Genomic DNA, 18,717 nt, shown 5'->3' on the forward strand with positions numbered 1-18,717 from the left:
ACACACTCACCTACTCCATTTTATTCCCTAGTCTGGAAATATCATATTCAAATGCATCTGGAAATTTATCGTAGTGTCTAGGAATAACCACAGAAGGATCTAGAGAATTTTTTGGTCTTTCCTGTTCTCTTTGAGGATCCCTATGCCAATTCTCAGGGTATGTCCATGGCCTAACATCAATTACACCTGGTTCTTCTTTCTCCCCTGGCGAGGCATTCTCATTGATACCATATGGGTATCCGATGCCGCACCATGGTGATAACATCGTCTTTATTCCTACGACTATGAATGGAGACGTGGATCCTAAAGCCATTGTGTCTTTCTCGTACCCGTATACGAGTTCAGGATTTAGTCGATATTCATATTCTTTTCCTTTCCGCAATTGCCATGCGGCGAAAAGTCTATCTACATTTGAGTGTATGAGAAATACAAATGGATCCCTGAAGGCTGTATGCGGATCACCAATGGATCCACCAATATACATGTGAGCATAATCGTGGACGTTCTCAAGTTTAGTTCTCATTTCGTTGTAACTTGCGGATTCAATTATTTCTTTATCGGAGTGGAATTTGGCTCGTCTTTCTTTGGTTATGTAATCCTTTAGGGTACCTTTCTTTTTTTGTCTTGTCAAGGCAATAGGAGGATCCGCAGGATTGTCATGGTCTCCGTGTATTGATGCAGATTCTATTCCACGATAGTTATTGCCATTTGGATAGTGATCATAAAAGCCTGCGCTAAGCCACGGTTCTCCAGCGTCTCCTTGTGAACTGCCCATAAATTGTTCGTTAAAAAGTTCTTCCGGATCCTCGTTCCAATCCCAGTAATGGAGTGAAACAGTTTTATCAGCCATTCTTAATAGTCGTTCAAATCTGATACAAAGTTCTCTATGCCATGTCAAAAATGCGGGTCCTCTATGAACATGTGTTGCCTGATGAATTTCGTCTTGTTTGAACCAATAACTAACTCCACCTGAAAAAGGCTTGTCATTTCTATTACCAGGAAATACAAAATCTTCTTTTGTATTTAACGCTATAAACGCATTCCTAAGATTATCTCTTTCACTCTGTGGTATAGTCATGATATTCTTACGTACTGGAGGAACAGTAACATCATTCAAAGTGATTTTCCCTCACTTTTTATTTTATTTCTGTTTTGTAAGTTTAACTTTGGATTGAATATTCTAATAGTATACAAGTTTTCTAAAATATGTTTAACAAAGTTATAGGATTTTTGTAGTAAATCAACCCTTCCGTATTTGGTACCATATGTCAGGAGATCCATCTCGATGAATATTAACATGATCATTTATAAGATTTTACAATAATTTGCAATAGTCTGCAATATACATATATGGCAATAATAGAATTGCGGAAGACAATGAAAGAAATAAAAAATGGTCAATCTGTCTGAAATTTCAAAATTTCTATCGCCTTTTCTTTGAATGAATTATTGGCCTGAACTCTTAGAATCGAATTCTAATCTTTATTTTTAAATTGTGGTGATTATTGGCAATATTTAGAAATATTAAAAAGAGGGATAAAATAAGAAGTCTTCATTAGAATGTCAAATAACAATAATAAAAAACGACCACAAAGAGCTCTAGTCCTTCAAGGAGGGGGTACACTGGGAGCGTATGAAGCCGGGGTTATCAAGGTATTATGTGAAAATCTTTTGCAGCAGGACATTGAAAACGGGGATGAGGATGAATTGTTATTTGATATTGTAGCAGGTACATCAATAGGCGCGATGAATGGAGCAATATTAGTAAGCCAATATTTGGAAACCCACGATTGGAAAATGTCAGTAGATAAGCTTGAAAAATTCTGGACAGAGCAATTGGCTATAAAATGTATTGACGTTGACCAACTGAGTGCTGGTTGGTTTGAAGAATGGACTAAAAGAACTCCATCCGCAGCTTCCAAGGAAGCCGCAAGAAGATACTATTCAGTTAAAAAGCTTATTTTGGGCCTAACTCGAAATAATATGTATTATCAATGCGCCACATCAGAAGACAAAAAGTTCTTTGACAAACCAAACCTTCTTAATACTTGGGGTCTTCATAGCAGTAAGCCATTACAAGATAGTATAGAGAAATATGCAAAATTTCCTATAGCCACAGAATTTTGTGACAAAAACAAGCCTGAACAACAGCAACGTCAACCACGTCTGCTTGTGTTTAGTGTAGATGCAGCCGAAGGTTTAACGGTAACATTTGATAGCTATCCAAAAGCGGATGGCTCGAGAAGATCAGAGTACGGTAAAGGATTGGAAAATGTGATCTGCTACAACAAGGGCATCGAAATAGATCATGTTATGGCAAGTGGAACACTTCCTAAATTCTATGACTATGAGTCTATACCTCTTTGTACAACAACTAAACAAAAGAGCCAAGATGGAAGATGTAATATAGATACATCTGACAAGGAGAACATACATTACTTTTGGGATGGAGGAATGTTAAGTAATACGCCATTGAGAGAACTTTTACAGGCTCATCAGGAATATTGGCAAGATAAAGAAGACAAAATCCCAGACTTGGATGTCTATATAGTAAATGTACATCCGCCAAGGATGGACAATAACATAATTCCTAGGGATTATGATGGAGTAAAGGACAGAGAAAAGGACATAATCTATGGGGATAGATCTTCACATCACGATGAAAAGATATCGCACATACTAGCGGACTACAACGACTTTGTTATCAAATTAAATGGTCTTGTTGGTGAGGCCATTTGTAAGGTTAATGATAAGGGATCTAGCGATTCATTAAAAGGAAAACTTGATGATATTTTAACCACAAAAACCAAAAGAAACAACAGAAATGGGGAATCGAGAACATATGAAGATCTCATGAGAAGCGGGTTTAGACTAAATAAAGTGACAAGAATAGAGCGGACAAATTACATTAACAGTATCGAGGGTAAGACAGGTGATTTGACATTTGAGACAATAAAAAAATTGATAAAAGAGGGGGAATGTGATGCATGGTTCTCATTTATCAAAGAACTTATCAATGGATTGGAGATACAACTTACACATGGTAATTGCATGGATATCAAAGATAGTCTAGTTGATATGCTGGATGAATCCATGCGCAACTTACAAACCAATGACTATGAAGATACCAATTCTACAACATATCAAAAGTTAACCGAACTTGCTGAATTGGTAAAATGCCAAGCCAAATTAGAACCGCATAAATATTCCAAACTCCATGAATCGGTTCTTAAGTTTATATCCACACTATAGAATCGGGGGGCATTGTATAGTTACTCACTGAGAGATCTGTGAGTTTGGGCGTGTGGGGACCCGTGCCGATATCGGTATTTTAGGCAGGATTCTAAATTTTATAGGACAAAGTTGAATTTAAAGATTGTCAAATGCCATAATATTGTTGCAATTTACCGAACAAATGTTCTATAGTTCATTATTTCGGATCGAAAATATTTGCATTTCTAATATACATTGTAGCAAACAAAGAGAATTCTCTTCATATATGGTATATGACGAAAAGATTTTCTTTGGAAAATTCATAGGACCTTGTGTGATGGAATTAGCAGGCGTAATCTGTTTTATGATCATGTAGGGATTTTATTCTTGTAATTGCATTACCTAATAAATAAAAATTTAGGATAACCGCAATAGACTATTTGTAAAGTAAGACATAACTACCAGCTACTTTGCAATAACATCATCTCTTATATTAGATTCTATCTCACTATCGCCTGTGTTACTAGAATCTACCATGTTATCATTAAAATTACCTTTTGGAGTGGGTATTATTCCTGTGTCTGATTCGGCAAGTATTACGTCAGTAGGAAGTTTTGACTTTGCTATTTGATCACACTTTTTTATCCAGCTATTGCCTCCAAATCCTCCGCTAGCTGAGTTTTTAGTTATTTTTTCTCCAGTAGGTGCAATTGTAAGAGATATGTCGCCCTTACTTTTTGTATCACCAAGAGGAACATCCTGCCATTTTGCATCAATAGTTAATCCATTCCTCGTTCCATGAAGTACATTGCTAAACGTATTAAATTCAGGACCTGCGGTAAACACATTTGTTCCAAACCACCAAATGTCATTACCAATTTGTCGAATGTAGTAAAATCCGCCGTCATTGCCATTCCATTTTCCGGTTATGTCAGAGGCGCATAATGATATGGATGGTTGGGTAATAATATCAGTATCGATTGGTGGTGCTGTTTTAAGTGTATCAGAATCAGAATCCCCTGGTGGTTGGGTAATAATATCAGTATCGATTGGTGGTGCTGTTTTAAGTGTATCAGAATCAGAATCCCCTGGTGGTTGGGTAATAATATCAGTATCGATTGGTGGTGCTGTTTTAAGTGTATCAGAATCCTCAAATTTCTGTCCATTAATGGGATTATCCGAGACATTTGATGAAGAGTTTTGCTGTGGGGGTTGTTCCTGCTGTGAATCCTGTGATGGTTGTGGGCATTCCTCAGGAAGAGAATCTTGTACATCAGTAGGACAAGGCTGGGGGCAACCATCAGGGCCAGTAAATGCAGGTCCTAGAATGCCTACGTTCGTACACATACCGGATGGATTTTCATTGTCATCGGCATTTTCGTTACTGGCCTGCACTTGAAAATATTTGTAAATTTGATCGAAATTGGGAGATCCCCCAACAAACAAAATCCCTAACAAAAACATACTAATGGCAAAATTGAAAAGAAGATTATTTTTATTATATCTTCCATACATACCAGTCTATTACTGTATGGCTATATAGGCTTTTAGAAATTCCCTGTCACTAAATGATATATCACAAATAGACGTACTATGGATATAATTTCTCAACATCATGATGATTTAGAATGGTCTGATAATGGAGACCATAACTGTCAGATTTAGTGATATTATTTTGGGATAGTTCATTTGAAACGATTACAAGGCTTTACATGGTTAAAGAACTAACATGTCTACTTTTCAGGTGTGCCAGAAGTATTAACATCCCCACAGTGAGGCTGTGGTCTCGTTAATTCAGTGCCTCCAAAACCTCCTGTATCAGAAACTTTTGTTAGCACATCGTAAACAACAGGATTTTTGGCTTTTTCATCGTATTTGGTATATGTTTCGACCACAAGGGCTATTTCGCCATTACCATTTGTTTTTCCCATTGGTACATCAGCCCATTTTCCGGAAATAATCCATTTACCGCTTGGATCACCACCTTTCATTTCGCCTTGGAAGACATTGCTGAACCCGGCTTTTTCTCCTAATGAATTTGATCCAAACCACCAGATCTTTGGAGTAACTCCTGTTCCTGGGAAGCCATTTTGACCTATGAAATATGTTCCGCCATCATCTCCAATCCATTTGCCAGATAAATTAAATAAGCACTGAGCGTTTGCATTTTGAAAGCCATCTTGTAAGATGAAAAGAAAAAATAATAAAGGAAGAACAACAGTGACATAGGGTATAAAATTTTTCATTTGAACAGAGAACAAGTTAATTCCATTCGCCATATTATTTCCTAGCATATTAGCATACCGTAGTCCAAAATTATTTAAGCTTTTGAAGTTCGTTTGCTATCACGAAAATTGGTAAACCTCATATCTGACATCCTCTAAAGGTATTCAAATATCACATTAAAGTATTAGAACGTTAATCGGATAAGCAATTACGTACTTTGTCATAGGTGACAGAATTTGACCCTTATTTCCAGTTCGATAGGTAATAATAACTCAATTAAATGCTTAAATATAACCACATAAGGATAAGTTTAGGTTGAATAATCATCTTTTATTATTCTTGATTTGTATTTCAATTATTACCATTATCCTAATTATTCCTCAAGGTGCTATTGGAACTGCGAGCGCTCAGTGCTTTCTAAACGAACTATCAGGTATTTGGAAAGGCAACGACGGTGGGACATATTATATTCAACAAGATGGAGATAGAGTATGGTGGATCGGAGTAAGTAGTCTTAAGGAAGGAACTGGTTTTAGTAACGTATTTGACGGTCAAAGAGAAAATGACATTATCACTGGGAAATGGGCCGATGTTCCTATGGGAAAAACACAAAACAACGGAAAATTATCTGCCGTTTGTAATTATGTCAGTGGCGGTGACGACACATTAACAATAACTTCAAGTTCTGGAGGATTTGGCGGTACAGTGATATCAAAACCAGGGACGTCGTATGTGTCGGTTAACCCCGTGCTAACTGGGTTTGGTCCCAATGATAAGAAACTAACATTTTGTATGTATACCGATATCCCACCATCGATAGGATCTGTAGAGGCAGATCCTTATTGTATGGAAGTATCTTCTGGAGTAATCATGAAGTTTGCCTTAAAATCACCCGGATTTGTAGCATATGACATACAAGACAGAACAGCATTGAAAATAGGAGGAAAGTCTTGTCTTGGCTATATATATCCAGAACAATCAAGAGAGTGCACTTTGACAGTTGGAAAATGACCATGAGTAATACACCAAAGAAATGATACAGCAAGCAAATAACAAATCCGTCACCATATCTAGTCATTTTTGATTTAATCGTTGATCATTGTGATTAACTACTCTTGTATGATTAAAAGACAATTCTCGGACTTACAAATTCTTTCGTGTACACTATCAGATTTGTTACTGCCTACCCATACTAGTTCATACAAAGGGGTTGAAATCATGGTGGCAGTAGGACTTTATAGAATTTAACAGAAAAACGAATTTTTTAGCTGATTATGCATATATTAGTGCTTAATATCAGATAATTCTGTATGATATTTAGTAACAGTCTGGAAGCGTGGGAATACGATTCAAGGTTGAATAGAATCAGTATTTACTTACATTAAGCGTCTGTTGCACTTTCACAGACGTCTCTATTATTGCCTTCTACAGACATACATCCCTTAAGAAATCCCTGATAATAATCATCGCCACAATTGTTGTAAGTTCTCTGATTAAATGGATGGTCTTCGCCATCGGCTATTCCCCGTTCAAAACAACTGACTTCATTACTACTTGCATTTACCGTTGTAATTCCTCCTAAAGTAATCAAGAAAACTGATACAAAGGTCAATGCCAATCCTATTGTTGAAGATAAAACTCTGGTTCGATAAGCATTTGAATGAAATCCATTGTTCATTATGAATGGATACTATAATCAATATATATGATTTTTTTCTTCGTGAGTCCTATTAATAATTATATCCAAAACCTAGAATTACACAAAGTTAAGTGTCTAATTATTAATCAACATCAATTTATTTGGTGTCTATTATACCGCATGAAGAAGAACAGCGTAAATGTAGACAATTGATCCAAAGAGGGCCACTTTGTTTTAAATATATTGTAACATTCACACTAGAATTCACATATTAAATTAATAACTATAAAATCTATAAAATGCATATTCATCAAACTTGAATTTCATGATTATGATAACGGGTGTCAATGTTGCGATTCTAGCCATTTTGGGAATCACGATGGCGTTAGTTCCAATTGACTTAGTGTTTGCTCAACCAAGTGATACTGGTCCTATTGGATCTATGAACACTACAGGTGGATCCAATCAGTTAGTGATCACATTACAGCCAGGCGAAAGAGGTTGGGACCCAGATAGGGGACCAGGTAGTTTTCCCATTGACTTAAATGGTCTGATAGAAACAAATGGTCGAACCGATTTATCATTTTATACAACATGGTTTGACCCAAATTTTGGTAACATGAGACAATGTGTTTCTGCCAATATGTTCGACAATATATTGCTAATAGGGTGTTCTCAATTTATCGAAGTGGGTGCAGTACTTACAATTGTCATTAATTCGCCAAATCCCATAGACTCCTAGGAGGATTTGGGATGAGTAACTTTAAAGTTTCAACCAATTTCGTACCTCATACAATGGTGGTAGACTAGCCATCATTTACAAAGATATAGGATCAATTCGAAATCATGAAATCAGTTTCATATCTGTACTAGTTATGCTAAACATTAACAAAAAGCTAAGAAAACATTTAAAATAAAAAATATATAATTAGTTTGTTGCGTTTACAACATTCACTAATGTAGTACCATTTCCTACATTGGTGATTTTGAGAGTCTGTGTTGAATCAAGTTCACTTGGGCTAATCATTTAGTTAATAACAGGTGGTAATGGCTGGGGATTCAACTCAGAACATTCCGGACAAAAACTAGGTGGTATAGGTAAGCTAATTGGATGGTCAAAACATTGTAGTTCATCTGGTAAGCCTGGGTATGGGTTGTCCTGCCAATAGCAAAGGCGTGCTTAGTCCATATTTTCTAGTAGTGTAATTGCACTCATAGAAATAATGCTGAAAATACTGCCCATAATTACTAGTGTAATTGTTTGGTATTTCATGTGGTATGAGAACAAAAACGAGTATTTAACAATTCTTAAAGTAGATAAAATATTTAAAATAAAGTAAAATTGTCATGTAATTATTTTATATAATACTAGATATTAACGTATTTTTAATGATAAATCTAGTCCTTATCATTCTTGAAGATTTAGTTTTGTCTGTACTGGTTGTGCTATACTATGCATAATCATAACTCTGTCAGTAATCTTATGATATTCTTAGTTAGGTCAATCCGAAACTTCTCTTTCTAACTCATATAACCCGGACCGGAGCATTATATCATTACCATAATACAGTATCATTTAGTCTGGGTGCGTGGGGATACGGTTCAAGATTGAATAGAGTCTACTACCTATAAAAATGAGGCTCAAGGTAAGAATAAGAATTCATAACTAATGTTAACGTCTTGTCTTTACCGCTTTACTTTTACAACCTTAGCATAGATAGTAATGGCTAGTTGTTTTCTTCTTCATTATCATCATTGTCTTCTGAGTCATCATCTTGTTCTTCATTCTCACTATCGTTACCATCACTACCCCCTTCTTCTGATGGTTGTTCATTACTTACTCCATCACCATCTCTATCTGTTTGTTCGGAGCCACTGTCTGATGAGTCGCCTGTTGTTCCACCAATTACGGTTCCATCAATTCCTTCTAGGATCTCTCGCGTAGTTTCGTCATCGGTCTTTGGTTCTTCTTCCTCATCATTGTTTGTTTGATCATCATTTCCCTCTTCAGTCTCACAACCTATGCCATCGTTATCGCCATCAAAGTTGTTTGGATCATTACTCTCGACTTGGAAATTCCTTTCATCAACATCTGCACAATCCAGATCACCATTACTTTCTTCTTGACTTTCATTATCCAAAGTGGTGCTATTTTCCCCTAAACTTGTAGAATTATCCTGTTCTTCTGTGCTATTGTTAAGTTTATCTTTATCTACTACTTCAAACGTCGTTGTTTCTGTTTGTGAGTTATATCCATTTGCATCCACTTTTACAATGACATTAAATGTTCCCTCGTCCGAACCGCCGCCAATTCGCCATGTGTGCTCAACCTTTCCATCATTATCTGTATCTTCATTAAAATTACCTGTATCATAGTCGCGATTCGTAGCGTATTTTACCGTTCCATCCACATTTGCTCCTGCTATGGCATCATCAGTATCAGAATCACTTACTGATACTCCAATGGTTTGTAGATCTCCTCGACCAATGGGGTCTTTTGCAATATCTATATCAATCTCTAAGTCATTGTTTAAAGAATCAGATCCGTCTGAATCGTCATTATTGGAACCCGACGAAGATAACTGATCATTATTATTGTTATTGTTATTACTATTAAATTCATTTACTGTTGACGGTAAAGGATTAGCACTTAGCGGTGAATTTAAGAATAGTCCACTATCGACAAATCCTCCGAGAGATGCAAAGGGAAACTTGGGATTCAAAGGGAAATTCATAGAACTCTGTGCTGAATCAACGTTAATTGAATAAAAAGCGGTTTGAGATTTAGTCTTGTTGTCTGTAATGGAAATATCAAATGGGGCCATCTGGTTGTTCTCAAGGCTGCCTACATTTAGTCCAAAACTTTGCGTTCCAACAACGCCAAGACTTGAATTATCATAAAATGTTGCCACAAGGTTCAAGAACTGTTCTGGTGATTGTCCTTGGTTAATTATGTTGCCTGTAATGTGGGGATCTCCAACATTGTCTACGAATGAACTACTTCCGTTTAGCACAAGATTTGCGGGTTTCTCTTCTATAGCAGGTTGAGAAGTAGTTGAAAATTCCATAAAGTTAAACTTGCCTAATATTTGAGGATCCTGTACTACTATATCAAATGGAGATAGTTCTCCTTGTCTAAGATTTGATATTGATGAAAATGCAGAGTGGTTACCAACTGAAAGGTTGTTGTTTGTATCAGATAAGATGGCCGTAATTACAATATTAGATTGAGGCTGAGTTGACGTATTATTTACTTCACCTATAACATGGAAATTACCAAAGTCATCAATAAAACTAGATGTACTTGTAATTTGAATTATGTTGTTATTAGTAAGTTGAGCAATAGTAAATTCGGCCTTCCAGAAATCAAATCCTCCAGGGTAAGGAACTGTCATGGAGAACAAGGAAACCAAAGATACTGTCAAAATTAGAATAATTGAAAAAGATTGCACATGTTTAGAACGTAAATACAATAGTCAGATATCATAGAATAAAAAGTATAAACCTTCTCATTACAATTGCAATAAAAAGTAAAATAAAATAAAGAGTGGGATGGTTGTTTAAAGTTTTCAACAATACATGATTAGCCAAGAGAAGATCCATGGGATATGCTTCAAGGTTGAATAGAGTCTGGATTTTCATATGTAAACACGAGTTGAAGCATCAATGAAGGCTTTCTCTAGTTTATCATCTTAACTTATTTGACGTTTATCAAATACTATATGGATATTGGGTTTTATTAGCAATATCTTTAATATCTAGTATGTATGTATATGTATATGGCATTTAAAGTAATAATCAAGCATCCATCAGAGGAAGGAGATGAACACACATATTATGGAATGGTATTTCTTAAAGACGGCAAATCAAGTTTAAAGCGATTAGAATACTCTAACACAGAGGAGAATTTGCAAGCCGAATTTGTTTTTGATGGAAATCCCGTGGAACCAAATGAAAATTATTTGGGTATCTTGTTTGCAGTTAATGAAAGTGAAACGATAAGGAATCCGGCTTTTAAAATTCAACATAACAACCCAGCACCTGTTGTTGAAGTTGTTGAATTTCCATAACCCAGTTAACACAATTGAACAACCCGGAGAGATCAAAAATAACTTAATATATTCATGCTCAAAGTATTTTGATATTTGATATTTGAACTTAGTGATACTATATTCGGTATCATTTAGTTTGGGCCCGTGGGGATACGATTCAATGTTGAATAGAATCTACACACTAAAAACATCAAACTCAAAAATATAAAGATAATTTGTTTTAACCTACGTATCAGGATTCATTTTTTTATCAATGATAGTCCTACTTGATACAAACAAAAAATAAAGGTTTAAGAACTAATTCAGGAGTGACTAGATGTTTCTTAGTTAAAGAAATTGATGTTTGCTTCAACAAAGTTGTTGTCATCGAATTCTATCGACTCATCTTCGCCATCATTCCACAAAACTATTCCATTAATATTGTTCAGAGTTTTTGTTTCACCAGTGTCAACATCATGACCTTCTTGATTATCTGTTATTGTGGCCGCATACAAAGTGTTTGAATTAGAACCAGATTGGCCAATTTGAGTCATATCGACTTCAACTGCATCTGATAATCCATCGTCCAAGTGGGCCGCAACTAATTTTAGATCTTCATTTTGAATTAGATTTAACTGCAATGATGCAGTATCCAAATCACAATTACCAAAATATGCAATAGTTCTTACCTCTTGTGGATCTAATTGCTCAGATGATAAGTCTACAGTATCGGAAATATCTGCACACGAATTTGAAGCCTTTATGATGTATTGATCTCCACCATTACCGTCATCATCATTACCATTACCATCATTACCATTACCATCATTACCATCATTACCATCATTACCACTATTGTTATTTCCATTACCATCATTACCATCATTACCACTATTGTTATTTCCATTACCATATTCACAGCCTATACCATTGCCATCTCTGTCAAAGTCTTGGGTATCGGGTTGCTTTACTTTAAAGTTGTATTTGAAAATCTCATTAGGCTCAACCTTTCCATTATGATTATCACAATTAAGACCACGCTGATTGGGTGAAATGCAGAAATCAGGATAAGATGGATCACAAGAAGTATTGACACATTTTTCTAGTTCAGGACTATCTTCACATACGTTTTCTTCGGATCCACAGGTTTTTCCGTCAGATCTAAAGATCATTCCGTCTGGACATCCATCTGAATCTGGAATACATCTACCAGTTTCATCATCATCTACAGTATGGTAGCCGTCTGGACAACCACCTTCAGGAACACATTGATCGTCATCATTATTGAAAAATCCATCCGGGCAGTCTCCATCAACATAAGCACATTTTGGCAAGTCAGGATTCATTAAACAATCATTATCAGGACCTTCATTAGTAACGCCGATTGGAGGAATGTCATTATTTCCATCGTTGTTATCCTCATCGTCACTTTCACATCCTATTCCATCATTGTCTCTATCAAACCCGTTCGGATCGTTTGACGACACTTTGAAGTTTTTATTTGATACATCTTCACAGTCTAGATCTTGTTCTTCAGTTTCGTCAGTTAAAGAAGGAGAAGCATTTTCTGTGCTAAATGTTAATCCCATAGGACTTTGGCCAAGGGCTGGGTCAATAGTAGTGGTTGATGATGCTAAGGCGGGGTCAGTAGTAGTGGTTGATGATGCTAAGGCTGGGTCAGTAGTAGTGGTTGATGATGCTAAGGCTGGGTCAGTAGTAGTGGTTGACGAACTAGATTGATCTCCACCACCGGAATCTCCACCACCGGAATCTCCACCACCGGAATCTCCACCACCGGAATCTCCACCACCGGAATCTCCACCACCGGAATCTCCACCACCGGAATCTCCACCACCGGAATCTCCACCACCGGAATCTCCACCACCGGAATCTCCACCACCGTCACCCTCAGTGGTGGCATATGCAAGTTGATTTACTGGTACATTAGTAGAAGAAGAAAGGATAGTAGATAGAACTGGAGCAGTGACCATCGGAACTGATATTGCAAGTATTAACAATAATACCGGTATTTGATAAAATATTTTTTTTCTAACACTGTTATTACGCATTGAAAGGTTATAATTGATGGTGTAATTCCAATTAATATCCATTTTATAATTTTCTTATAGATAAATCGTATATAACATTAAATTGTATCATATCCCCAATAAGAAACAATTGATTTGAATGATTAGGGATTTGACATATATTGACAATAGTAATGCAGCCACCACTACAAATTCTTATATATTGTACACTTAAATACATGATAGTTGAATTCAACCTGTTTTAGAACCGGGTTTCTCATTGTATTTTTTGTAATCTTTTCTCTACTACTATATCTAACCTTACCAATGTCATCATCGTCCTCTCTAAATACTGTCTCGGCTTCTTCTTTTAGTAGTTCGACAGATAACAACATCGTCAATAGCAGTAACTTAGCATTACCTTTAGGTAATAATCCTAATTCGGGTATACAAGATACCACCACCAATAACAAGAATGGTCAATCTGGTTTCGACATTCAACAAGGATTGCCTCTTTCTAAGACAATCGGAATATATGATCTACCTAAGAATATTATATTAACAGATGATTTTGGCAAAAATAATAAAATTCCAATAAGAGCATTTTTTTCTGAAGGTTTGATTACACAATTAGAAAAGCCAAGTGTAAACAAACAAGTAAAATTCAAACTTGATGACTGGAATCAAAACATGATTCTTGGCTTTCAGGATTCGAGTGCTTTGAATTTTGTAAACATAAAAAATATCCTGGTAGGACAAATCAAGTCTTATGATTCTGTAGAGGATGCTTTAGAAGATGCTACCTATTGGGAGAATGTCCCACTTAACGATGAAATAATGTTACGATTTGAAAATAAAGGTTTAAACTTTATCATAATGGAAGTGACCTTTCAAAACGGAGTTTCTGGAGTTTACCATGCAATTTTTAACCTCGATGCTTATGGAAGTGAATCAGGTGCTGATGATCTTTTAGATTATAGGATAGATAAAGAGGATGCTAATTACAATATTGTTGATGATTCAAAACCAGAAATTGAAGTTAACAGTCCATTTTGGCAAATAAGTCAAATAATTGTTTGCGAAGATCTGAAATATAATGGATTTAGAGTATGTGGTTGATGTTACCACATCGTGTCAAATTCTTTTGTATTAGCAAATAGTTAGTCCCTAGTTAATCATCATTGTCGTCATCGTCATCATTACTATTATTTTCATTTTCATCATTGTTGTTATCCTCATCATCTTCATCATTTTCATTATTACTATCAATTATAGAAATAGTATCCAGGTTTCCGTTGTTTGATGAATTTTGAGCCCCTTCCTCGCAAATTTTGAATCCATATAATGACAAATGAGAACATATCAAAGTAGAGGATTTCTGATAAAATACAGGAGTATTTAGGATATCTTCTACATTTAATGAATCAATGACATTGTAGTTTGCCCCATTATCTTGTTCTCGTTCAAGTTCAGAATCAGAACCTGATTTAGTTCTCTGATCTGATTCAACGTCTACAACAGAAGAATATATCCCGCTGGTGCCATTTGAAAATTGAACTGAGGCTACCAAGTAATGCAATCCTGCATTATCAAGCCGAAGTACCACTTCATCGTTAAGAGGAATATCTTTCCAATATTGAGAGCCTTCTAATATATCTGATAAAGAATCATATGTCTTTATTTGACCCATAATCAAATCATTTATTTTTACAATTCCAATATTTGGTCTTTCAACAAAGTGAAAGGTTAACACTGGATTGTAACCAAAAACACTTCCTTCTGGAACACCAGATGTATTTGTTTCTGTTGTAATTCCACTATTATCAGTAACAAATCTTAGCGGAAGACGAGCATTATTGTCAGTATTGTCAGTTACTACCAGGTTCTCAGGAAGCAAATTTCCAATCGTAGTTGCAGCGGTAGTAGACGAGGTGGCTGGGTTAGTAAAGTTTGAAATATCTCCAGAGTTCGATATCTGAGTTTGATTGGTGGTAGTAGTTAATGCAGAAGATACGGGATTCAAGTTATTTTTTGGTTGACTAATTATCTCGTAGGAACCTATCATTTTTTGAGCAACAGGCATATACTCTGAAAACCATTTGGGATCTGCAACATAGTTGATACGGTAAACAACTCCATCACTGATGGTAAAAATCCTCATTACGTCAGAAATGCGATTTAAAATATCCATTTCCTTAGAAAAAATGATTTTAGCAGGTTTTCCAGCCAAAGTTCCATCGGTTATATTGTTGATTTGAAATTCTGTGTTGATAGTAGAAAGCCTATTCAAATATTTATTTGTAAAATCATTGAGATCAAGATTTGAGGATGAGATATTTTCTACAGCCAAAATAACATGAGCTGGGTTATAGATATTTATCAAAGTAGAGGATTTTTTTTCTCTTATCTCTGGTGCAGAGAATGTGGCAACTGAGTTTTGGTCAAGGCTTTCTGTATTCTTCCAATTATAGGGGTACTGTATTTTAATTCCGTAATCTGTATTTTCATAGGGAATAAAATTTTCGTTCATATTTTCTGTTGGTTGGGCAGATACCAAATACGTATCAAAAGAAGTGAAGAGCATTGTAGTAGAAATGAAAACAATCAAGGTAAATGGAAATAACAGTTTTGAATTACCATTATCTAAAATAAACATCAGTTGGTTTAATCAACATTTATTTCTAAATCTTTTGACATCAAGAGAATATCAAAAGAATGATTTGGTTCCAAAGCCCTAACACTTTTTAGGTACTCAATTTCTATTTTCTTTCCTTATTGACTAAAGAAGATAACCTTCATGAAGAGAAAACAGAAGTTATCTACGGAGCAGAAAATATAATCAATGCTACTTTAGAGCAATGGTCAAACCTCAAACAATTTGCTGATATTTGTACAGATTCTAATGGCCCGTCTATGTTTGTCATACCCGGTCATCCTGTAACAGTAGCATATCGTCAACTCAAAGATAGAGGAATAAAATTAAGGTTTATTGCAGAAATTAACAAGGATAATATCCAGTATTGCAAGGAACTTATGAAAATCTGTGAACTACGACATTTAGATGAAATAAAAGGAAATTTTGGTTTGGGTGATGGCGTATATTATAGAGCAAGTGCTAAAACTACTGAATCATCACCACCTCCATTGCTTATATCTAGTACGTTAAGAGCACTTGTAGAACAGCAACAATATTTCTTTGATATGCTTTGGAGGAAAGCGATCCCTGCTAAGAAAAGGATAAAAGAAATAGAAGAAGGACTGAAAAGAGAATTTATAGAAACAATTCAAGATCCTAGGGAAACTCTTGATTTGATCCCTAAACTACTTTCATCTTCCACTGAAGAAATTCAACTGATAATTTCTAATAAAGAAACATACCAACTATTTGAAAATGAAATTAAACTAACAAGTTTACTAAGAGAACAACTTAGAGAAGGCAACCATATACAGGTTTTAATTCATGGAGAGAAAAATACGGAGGACTATAATCCTGAAGATGAGTTTGAAAATCTTTACCAATTGCAAAGAGATAATCCCAGTCAGTTAGAGACACAACGTATTACCAGTGTTGTTTACGATAGACTTAATGTTTTCATTTACGATAGAGAAACTATAGTGATCATAGAATCAAACAAAATTGCTAACAATAAATTAGTTACCGGTGAAGACCTGTTTGACTCGCTAGGGTTGGCAACTTAAATAGTGAATCAACTGTTTCATCGTATGCCACAATATTTGATACACTGTGGATCAGATCAAGTATATCAACAGATAATCATAATTAGAACCGTCTAATCCTCGTGCCAAGTCGAAATACTCTCGCTGATTACATCCGTGGGGATACGATTCAAGGTTGAATAAAATCCTAGCACAGAGATGACTCCCGAGAGCAAGAAAAAATTAGACACAAATAGTTATACTTTTTTGTATAAAAGATTCCGGTATGTCATCGGTTAATGATAGCGGAGAAAATGAGTTTGCATATGAAGAATCCAATATAGTGGGAATATCCGAAAACATGCCAGAAGAAAAGGAAAAAAGAATATTAAAATCAATCAAAAAGGAAATGGAAGAGGAAGAGGATAAACCTGATGCAAACGTATAATGTCGTAAAATGTCATTACGATATTACCAGATAAGAGACCACTAAGTTTGGGCGCGTGGGGATTCGTGCTGATATCGGTATTTTAAATAGGATTCTAAAGTTAATAGTAGCAAGATATACTTAAGGATTTAATTAACAAATGAAATTTTAGAGCTAGATCAAAAAAGAATCTAATTAAAAAATATAAGTTATACTCAAGAATTAACTTATTTGTTATTAGGGACAGAACTATGAAACATCAAGAATGACTATTCTAACTAATACTTTGAGCTTGACTACAAAGCAGTCTATTTTTAGTTATATATACATTCATCTTCTTAGCCATTTGCCATTAGTATACATTATCTTAGTACTAATGACAGCTAAAACTGATAGATAGCAATCATCAAATACAATTGATAGAAAAAGACAAATCTAGAGAAGACGAGGTCTAAACTAATATGACAGCTATGATAGCTATTCATGTTATTTTCATTAGAGACTTCATTTCAGAGGATTTGAAAATTAAAAAAAGTGCTGCTACTCTTGTTGAAAAATTGATTGAGGATATCCCTTCAAATGATATTATAATTGATTTTTCTAATGTCAATTCAATTACCCCCGAATTTGTCCACCAATATTTGATAAGTAAACGAAAAATTAAAAAGGAAATTCACGAAGTGAATTTACCCTCATATGTAGAATCGATAATCAGCAAAGCACAGAAATCTATCAAAGTAACATAACCGCTCTTGGCACTTCGCAGGGCTCTAAAGTTAAGCCCCGATATTGCAGTTATAATAACATCAAACTATACATGCTAATATTTGACATAGTTTAGTTACAGTTTTGTTTGTGTATATTTTATTATCCGACTTTACGTTTTCTTTTATTTTGGTAATTAAACCCATTATCCTAAAATTTATAAGTAAGTATGTTATTGTAATATTATGCAAAAAGCATACAAAATCAGCATAATAGCATTATCTATTCTTTCAGTTATTATGGCCTCAACAGCTATAATAAGTGAATCTTTCGCAGATCACCCTGCCTCAAAAAAATTAAAAGATCGAGCAAACGCATTAGATAAGGAAGCAGAACAAGCTAAGAAGGATGGAAACGATGTAAAGTCATTTGCAAAGAGCTTCGCGGCTAACAAGCTAAGAGAAAATGCTTAGGCTCTGAGTCAAAACAATATCTTTTTTGTTTGATTTTTACAGTAACCAGATATATTCGTGCGAAGTACGCATAATGAACTTATCCATGTGGATTAGTACCGATATTGGGTATTTTAAATAGGATTCCAGCATAAAGTTAAAGTAGCAAGTCTTAAAAACTTTTTGAAAATGGCATTCATCAAATTTAGATCACTTCTCATCGGAAGCGCATCAATAGATTGGGTCTTGGAGTTTCCGCTACATTCTCATAATCAAAAAAGTTTATTTATTTTCTATCTATAACTAGTTTGTTAACCTTAGTAGAAATTTATGGTTTAAC

The 18,717-nt window shown here is 35.1% G+C and carries 16 protein-coding genes; 9 read left to right on the top strand and 7 right to left on the bottom strand.

The features are described from left to right. Positions 1–10: 10 nt before the first annotated feature. A complete protein-coding gene (locus NMY3_RS01505) occupies positions 11–1,117 on the bottom strand; it encodes a tyrosinase family protein (protein WP_196817198.1) in 1,107 nt (368 codons plus the stop codon). Positions 1,118–1,560: 443 nt separating this feature from the next. Between NMY3_RS01505 and NMY3_RS01510 the strand changes: the two genes are divergently transcribed. Then, positions 1,561–3,252 carry a patatin-like phospholipase family protein gene (locus NMY3_RS01510; RefSeq protein WP_196817199.1) on the top strand — a complete coding sequence of 564 codons (1,692 nt, stop codon included), beginning with the start codon at positions 1,561–1,563 and terminating at the stop codon, positions 3,250–3,252. 426 nt (positions 3,253–3,678) lie between these two features. On the opposite strand, the gene NMY3_RS01515 is transcribed toward NMY3_RS01510, so the two are convergent. Beyond that, the gene (locus NMY3_RS01515; RefSeq protein WP_231100167.1) at positions 3,679–4,671 is read right to left on the bottom strand and encodes a hypothetical protein; all 993 of its coding nucleotides are present in this window, start codon (positions 4,669–4,671) and stop codon (positions 3,679–3,681) included. A gap of 275 nt (positions 4,672–4,946) precedes the next feature. Further along, entirely contained in the window at positions 4,947–5,492 is a 546-nt protein-coding gene (locus NMY3_RS01520; RefSeq protein ID WP_231100168.1) for a hypothetical protein, read from the bottom strand. A gap of 262 nt (positions 5,493–5,754) precedes the next feature. Here NMY3_RS01520 and NMY3_RS01525 point away from each other — a divergent pair, with 262 nt between their 5' ends. Next, the gene (locus NMY3_RS01525) at positions 5,755–6,450 is read left to right on the top strand and encodes a hypothetical protein (protein WP_196817202.1); all 696 of its coding nucleotides are present in this window, start codon (positions 5,755–5,757) and stop codon (positions 6,448–6,450) included. Between the two features lie 370 nt (positions 6,451–6,820). On the opposite strand, the gene NMY3_RS01530 is transcribed toward NMY3_RS01525, so the two are convergent. Further along, positions 6,821–7,117, bottom strand: coding sequence for a hypothetical protein (locus NMY3_RS01530; RefSeq protein ID WP_196817203.1), 297 nt, complete (start codon positions 7,115–7,117; stop codon positions 6,821–6,823). Positions 7,118–7,394: 277 nt separating this feature from the next. On the opposite strand from NMY3_RS01530, the gene NMY3_RS01535 reads away from it, so the two are divergent. Next, positions 7,395–7,820 (top strand): hypothetical protein, encoded by a 426-nt coding sequence (locus NMY3_RS01535; RefSeq protein ID WP_196817204.1) that lies wholly within the window; start codon positions 7,395–7,397, stop codon positions 7,818–7,820. Between the two features lie 985 nt (positions 7,821–8,805). Here the strand turns inward: NMY3_RS01535 and NMY3_RS01540 are convergent. Then, on the bottom strand, positions 8,806–10,473 hold the full coding sequence (locus NMY3_RS01540; RefSeq protein ID WP_196817205.1) for a hypothetical protein: 1,668 nt from the start codon (positions 10,471–10,473) through the stop codon (positions 8,806–8,808). 384 nt (positions 10,474–10,857) lie between these two features. Between NMY3_RS01540 and NMY3_RS01545 the strand changes: the two genes are divergently transcribed. Beyond that, a complete protein-coding gene (locus NMY3_RS01545) occupies positions 10,858–11,148 on the top strand; it encodes a hypothetical protein (RefSeq protein ID WP_196817206.1) in 291 nt (96 codons plus the stop codon). A 305-nt stretch (positions 11,149–11,453) separates the two neighbouring features. Here NMY3_RS01545 and NMY3_RS01550 read toward each other — a convergent pair whose 3' ends face one another. Further along, entirely contained in the window at positions 11,454–13,178 is a 1,725-nt protein-coding gene (locus NMY3_RS01550) for a hypothetical protein (RefSeq protein ID WP_196817207.1), read from the bottom strand. A 285-nt stretch (positions 13,179–13,463) separates the two neighbouring features. Here NMY3_RS01550 and NMY3_RS01555 point away from each other — a divergent pair, with 285 nt between their 5' ends. Beyond that, the gene (locus tag NMY3_RS01555) at positions 13,464–14,255 is read left to right on the top strand and encodes a hypothetical protein (RefSeq protein WP_196817208.1); all 792 of its coding nucleotides are present in this window, start codon (positions 13,464–13,466) and stop codon (positions 14,253–14,255) included. 52 nt (positions 14,256–14,307) lie between these two features. On the opposite strand, the gene NMY3_RS01560 is transcribed toward NMY3_RS01555, so the two are convergent. Continuing rightward, positions 14,308–15,792 carry a hypothetical protein gene (locus tag NMY3_RS01560; protein WP_196817209.1) on the bottom strand — a complete coding sequence of 495 codons (1,485 nt, stop codon included), beginning with the start codon at positions 15,790–15,792 and terminating at the stop codon, positions 14,308–14,310. A gap of 119 nt (positions 15,793–15,911) precedes the next feature. Here NMY3_RS01560 and NMY3_RS01565 point away from each other — a divergent pair, with 119 nt between their 5' ends. The 4 genes from NMY3_RS01565 (at position 15,912) to NMY3_RS01580 (ending at position 18,398) form a co-directional block, all read left to right on the top strand. After that, entirely contained in the window at positions 15,912–16,835 is a 924-nt protein-coding gene (locus NMY3_RS01565; protein ID WP_196817210.1) for a hypothetical protein, read from the top strand. Positions 16,836–17,079: 244 nt separating this feature from the next. Next, positions 17,080–17,241, top strand: a complete 162-nt coding sequence (locus NMY3_RS01570) for a hypothetical protein (protein WP_196817211.1) — start codon at positions 17,080–17,082, stop codon at positions 17,239–17,241. A gap of 440 nt (positions 17,242–17,681) precedes the next feature. After that, positions 17,682–17,966 (top strand): hypothetical protein, encoded by a 285-nt coding sequence (locus NMY3_RS01575; RefSeq protein WP_196817212.1) that lies wholly within the window; start codon positions 17,682–17,684, stop codon positions 17,964–17,966. 204 nt (positions 17,967–18,170) lie between these two features. Then, entirely contained in the window at positions 18,171–18,398 is a 228-nt protein-coding gene (locus NMY3_RS01580) for a hypothetical protein (protein ID WP_196817213.1), read from the top strand. Positions 18,399–18,717: the final 319 nt, after the last annotated feature.

The sequence above is a fragment of the Candidatus Nitrosocosmicus oleophilus genome, from assembly GCF_000802205.1.
In the GTDB taxonomy this organism is placed as follows: Archaea; Thermoproteota; Nitrososphaeria; order Nitrososphaerales; family Nitrososphaeraceae; genus Nitrosocosmicus; species Nitrosocosmicus oleophilus.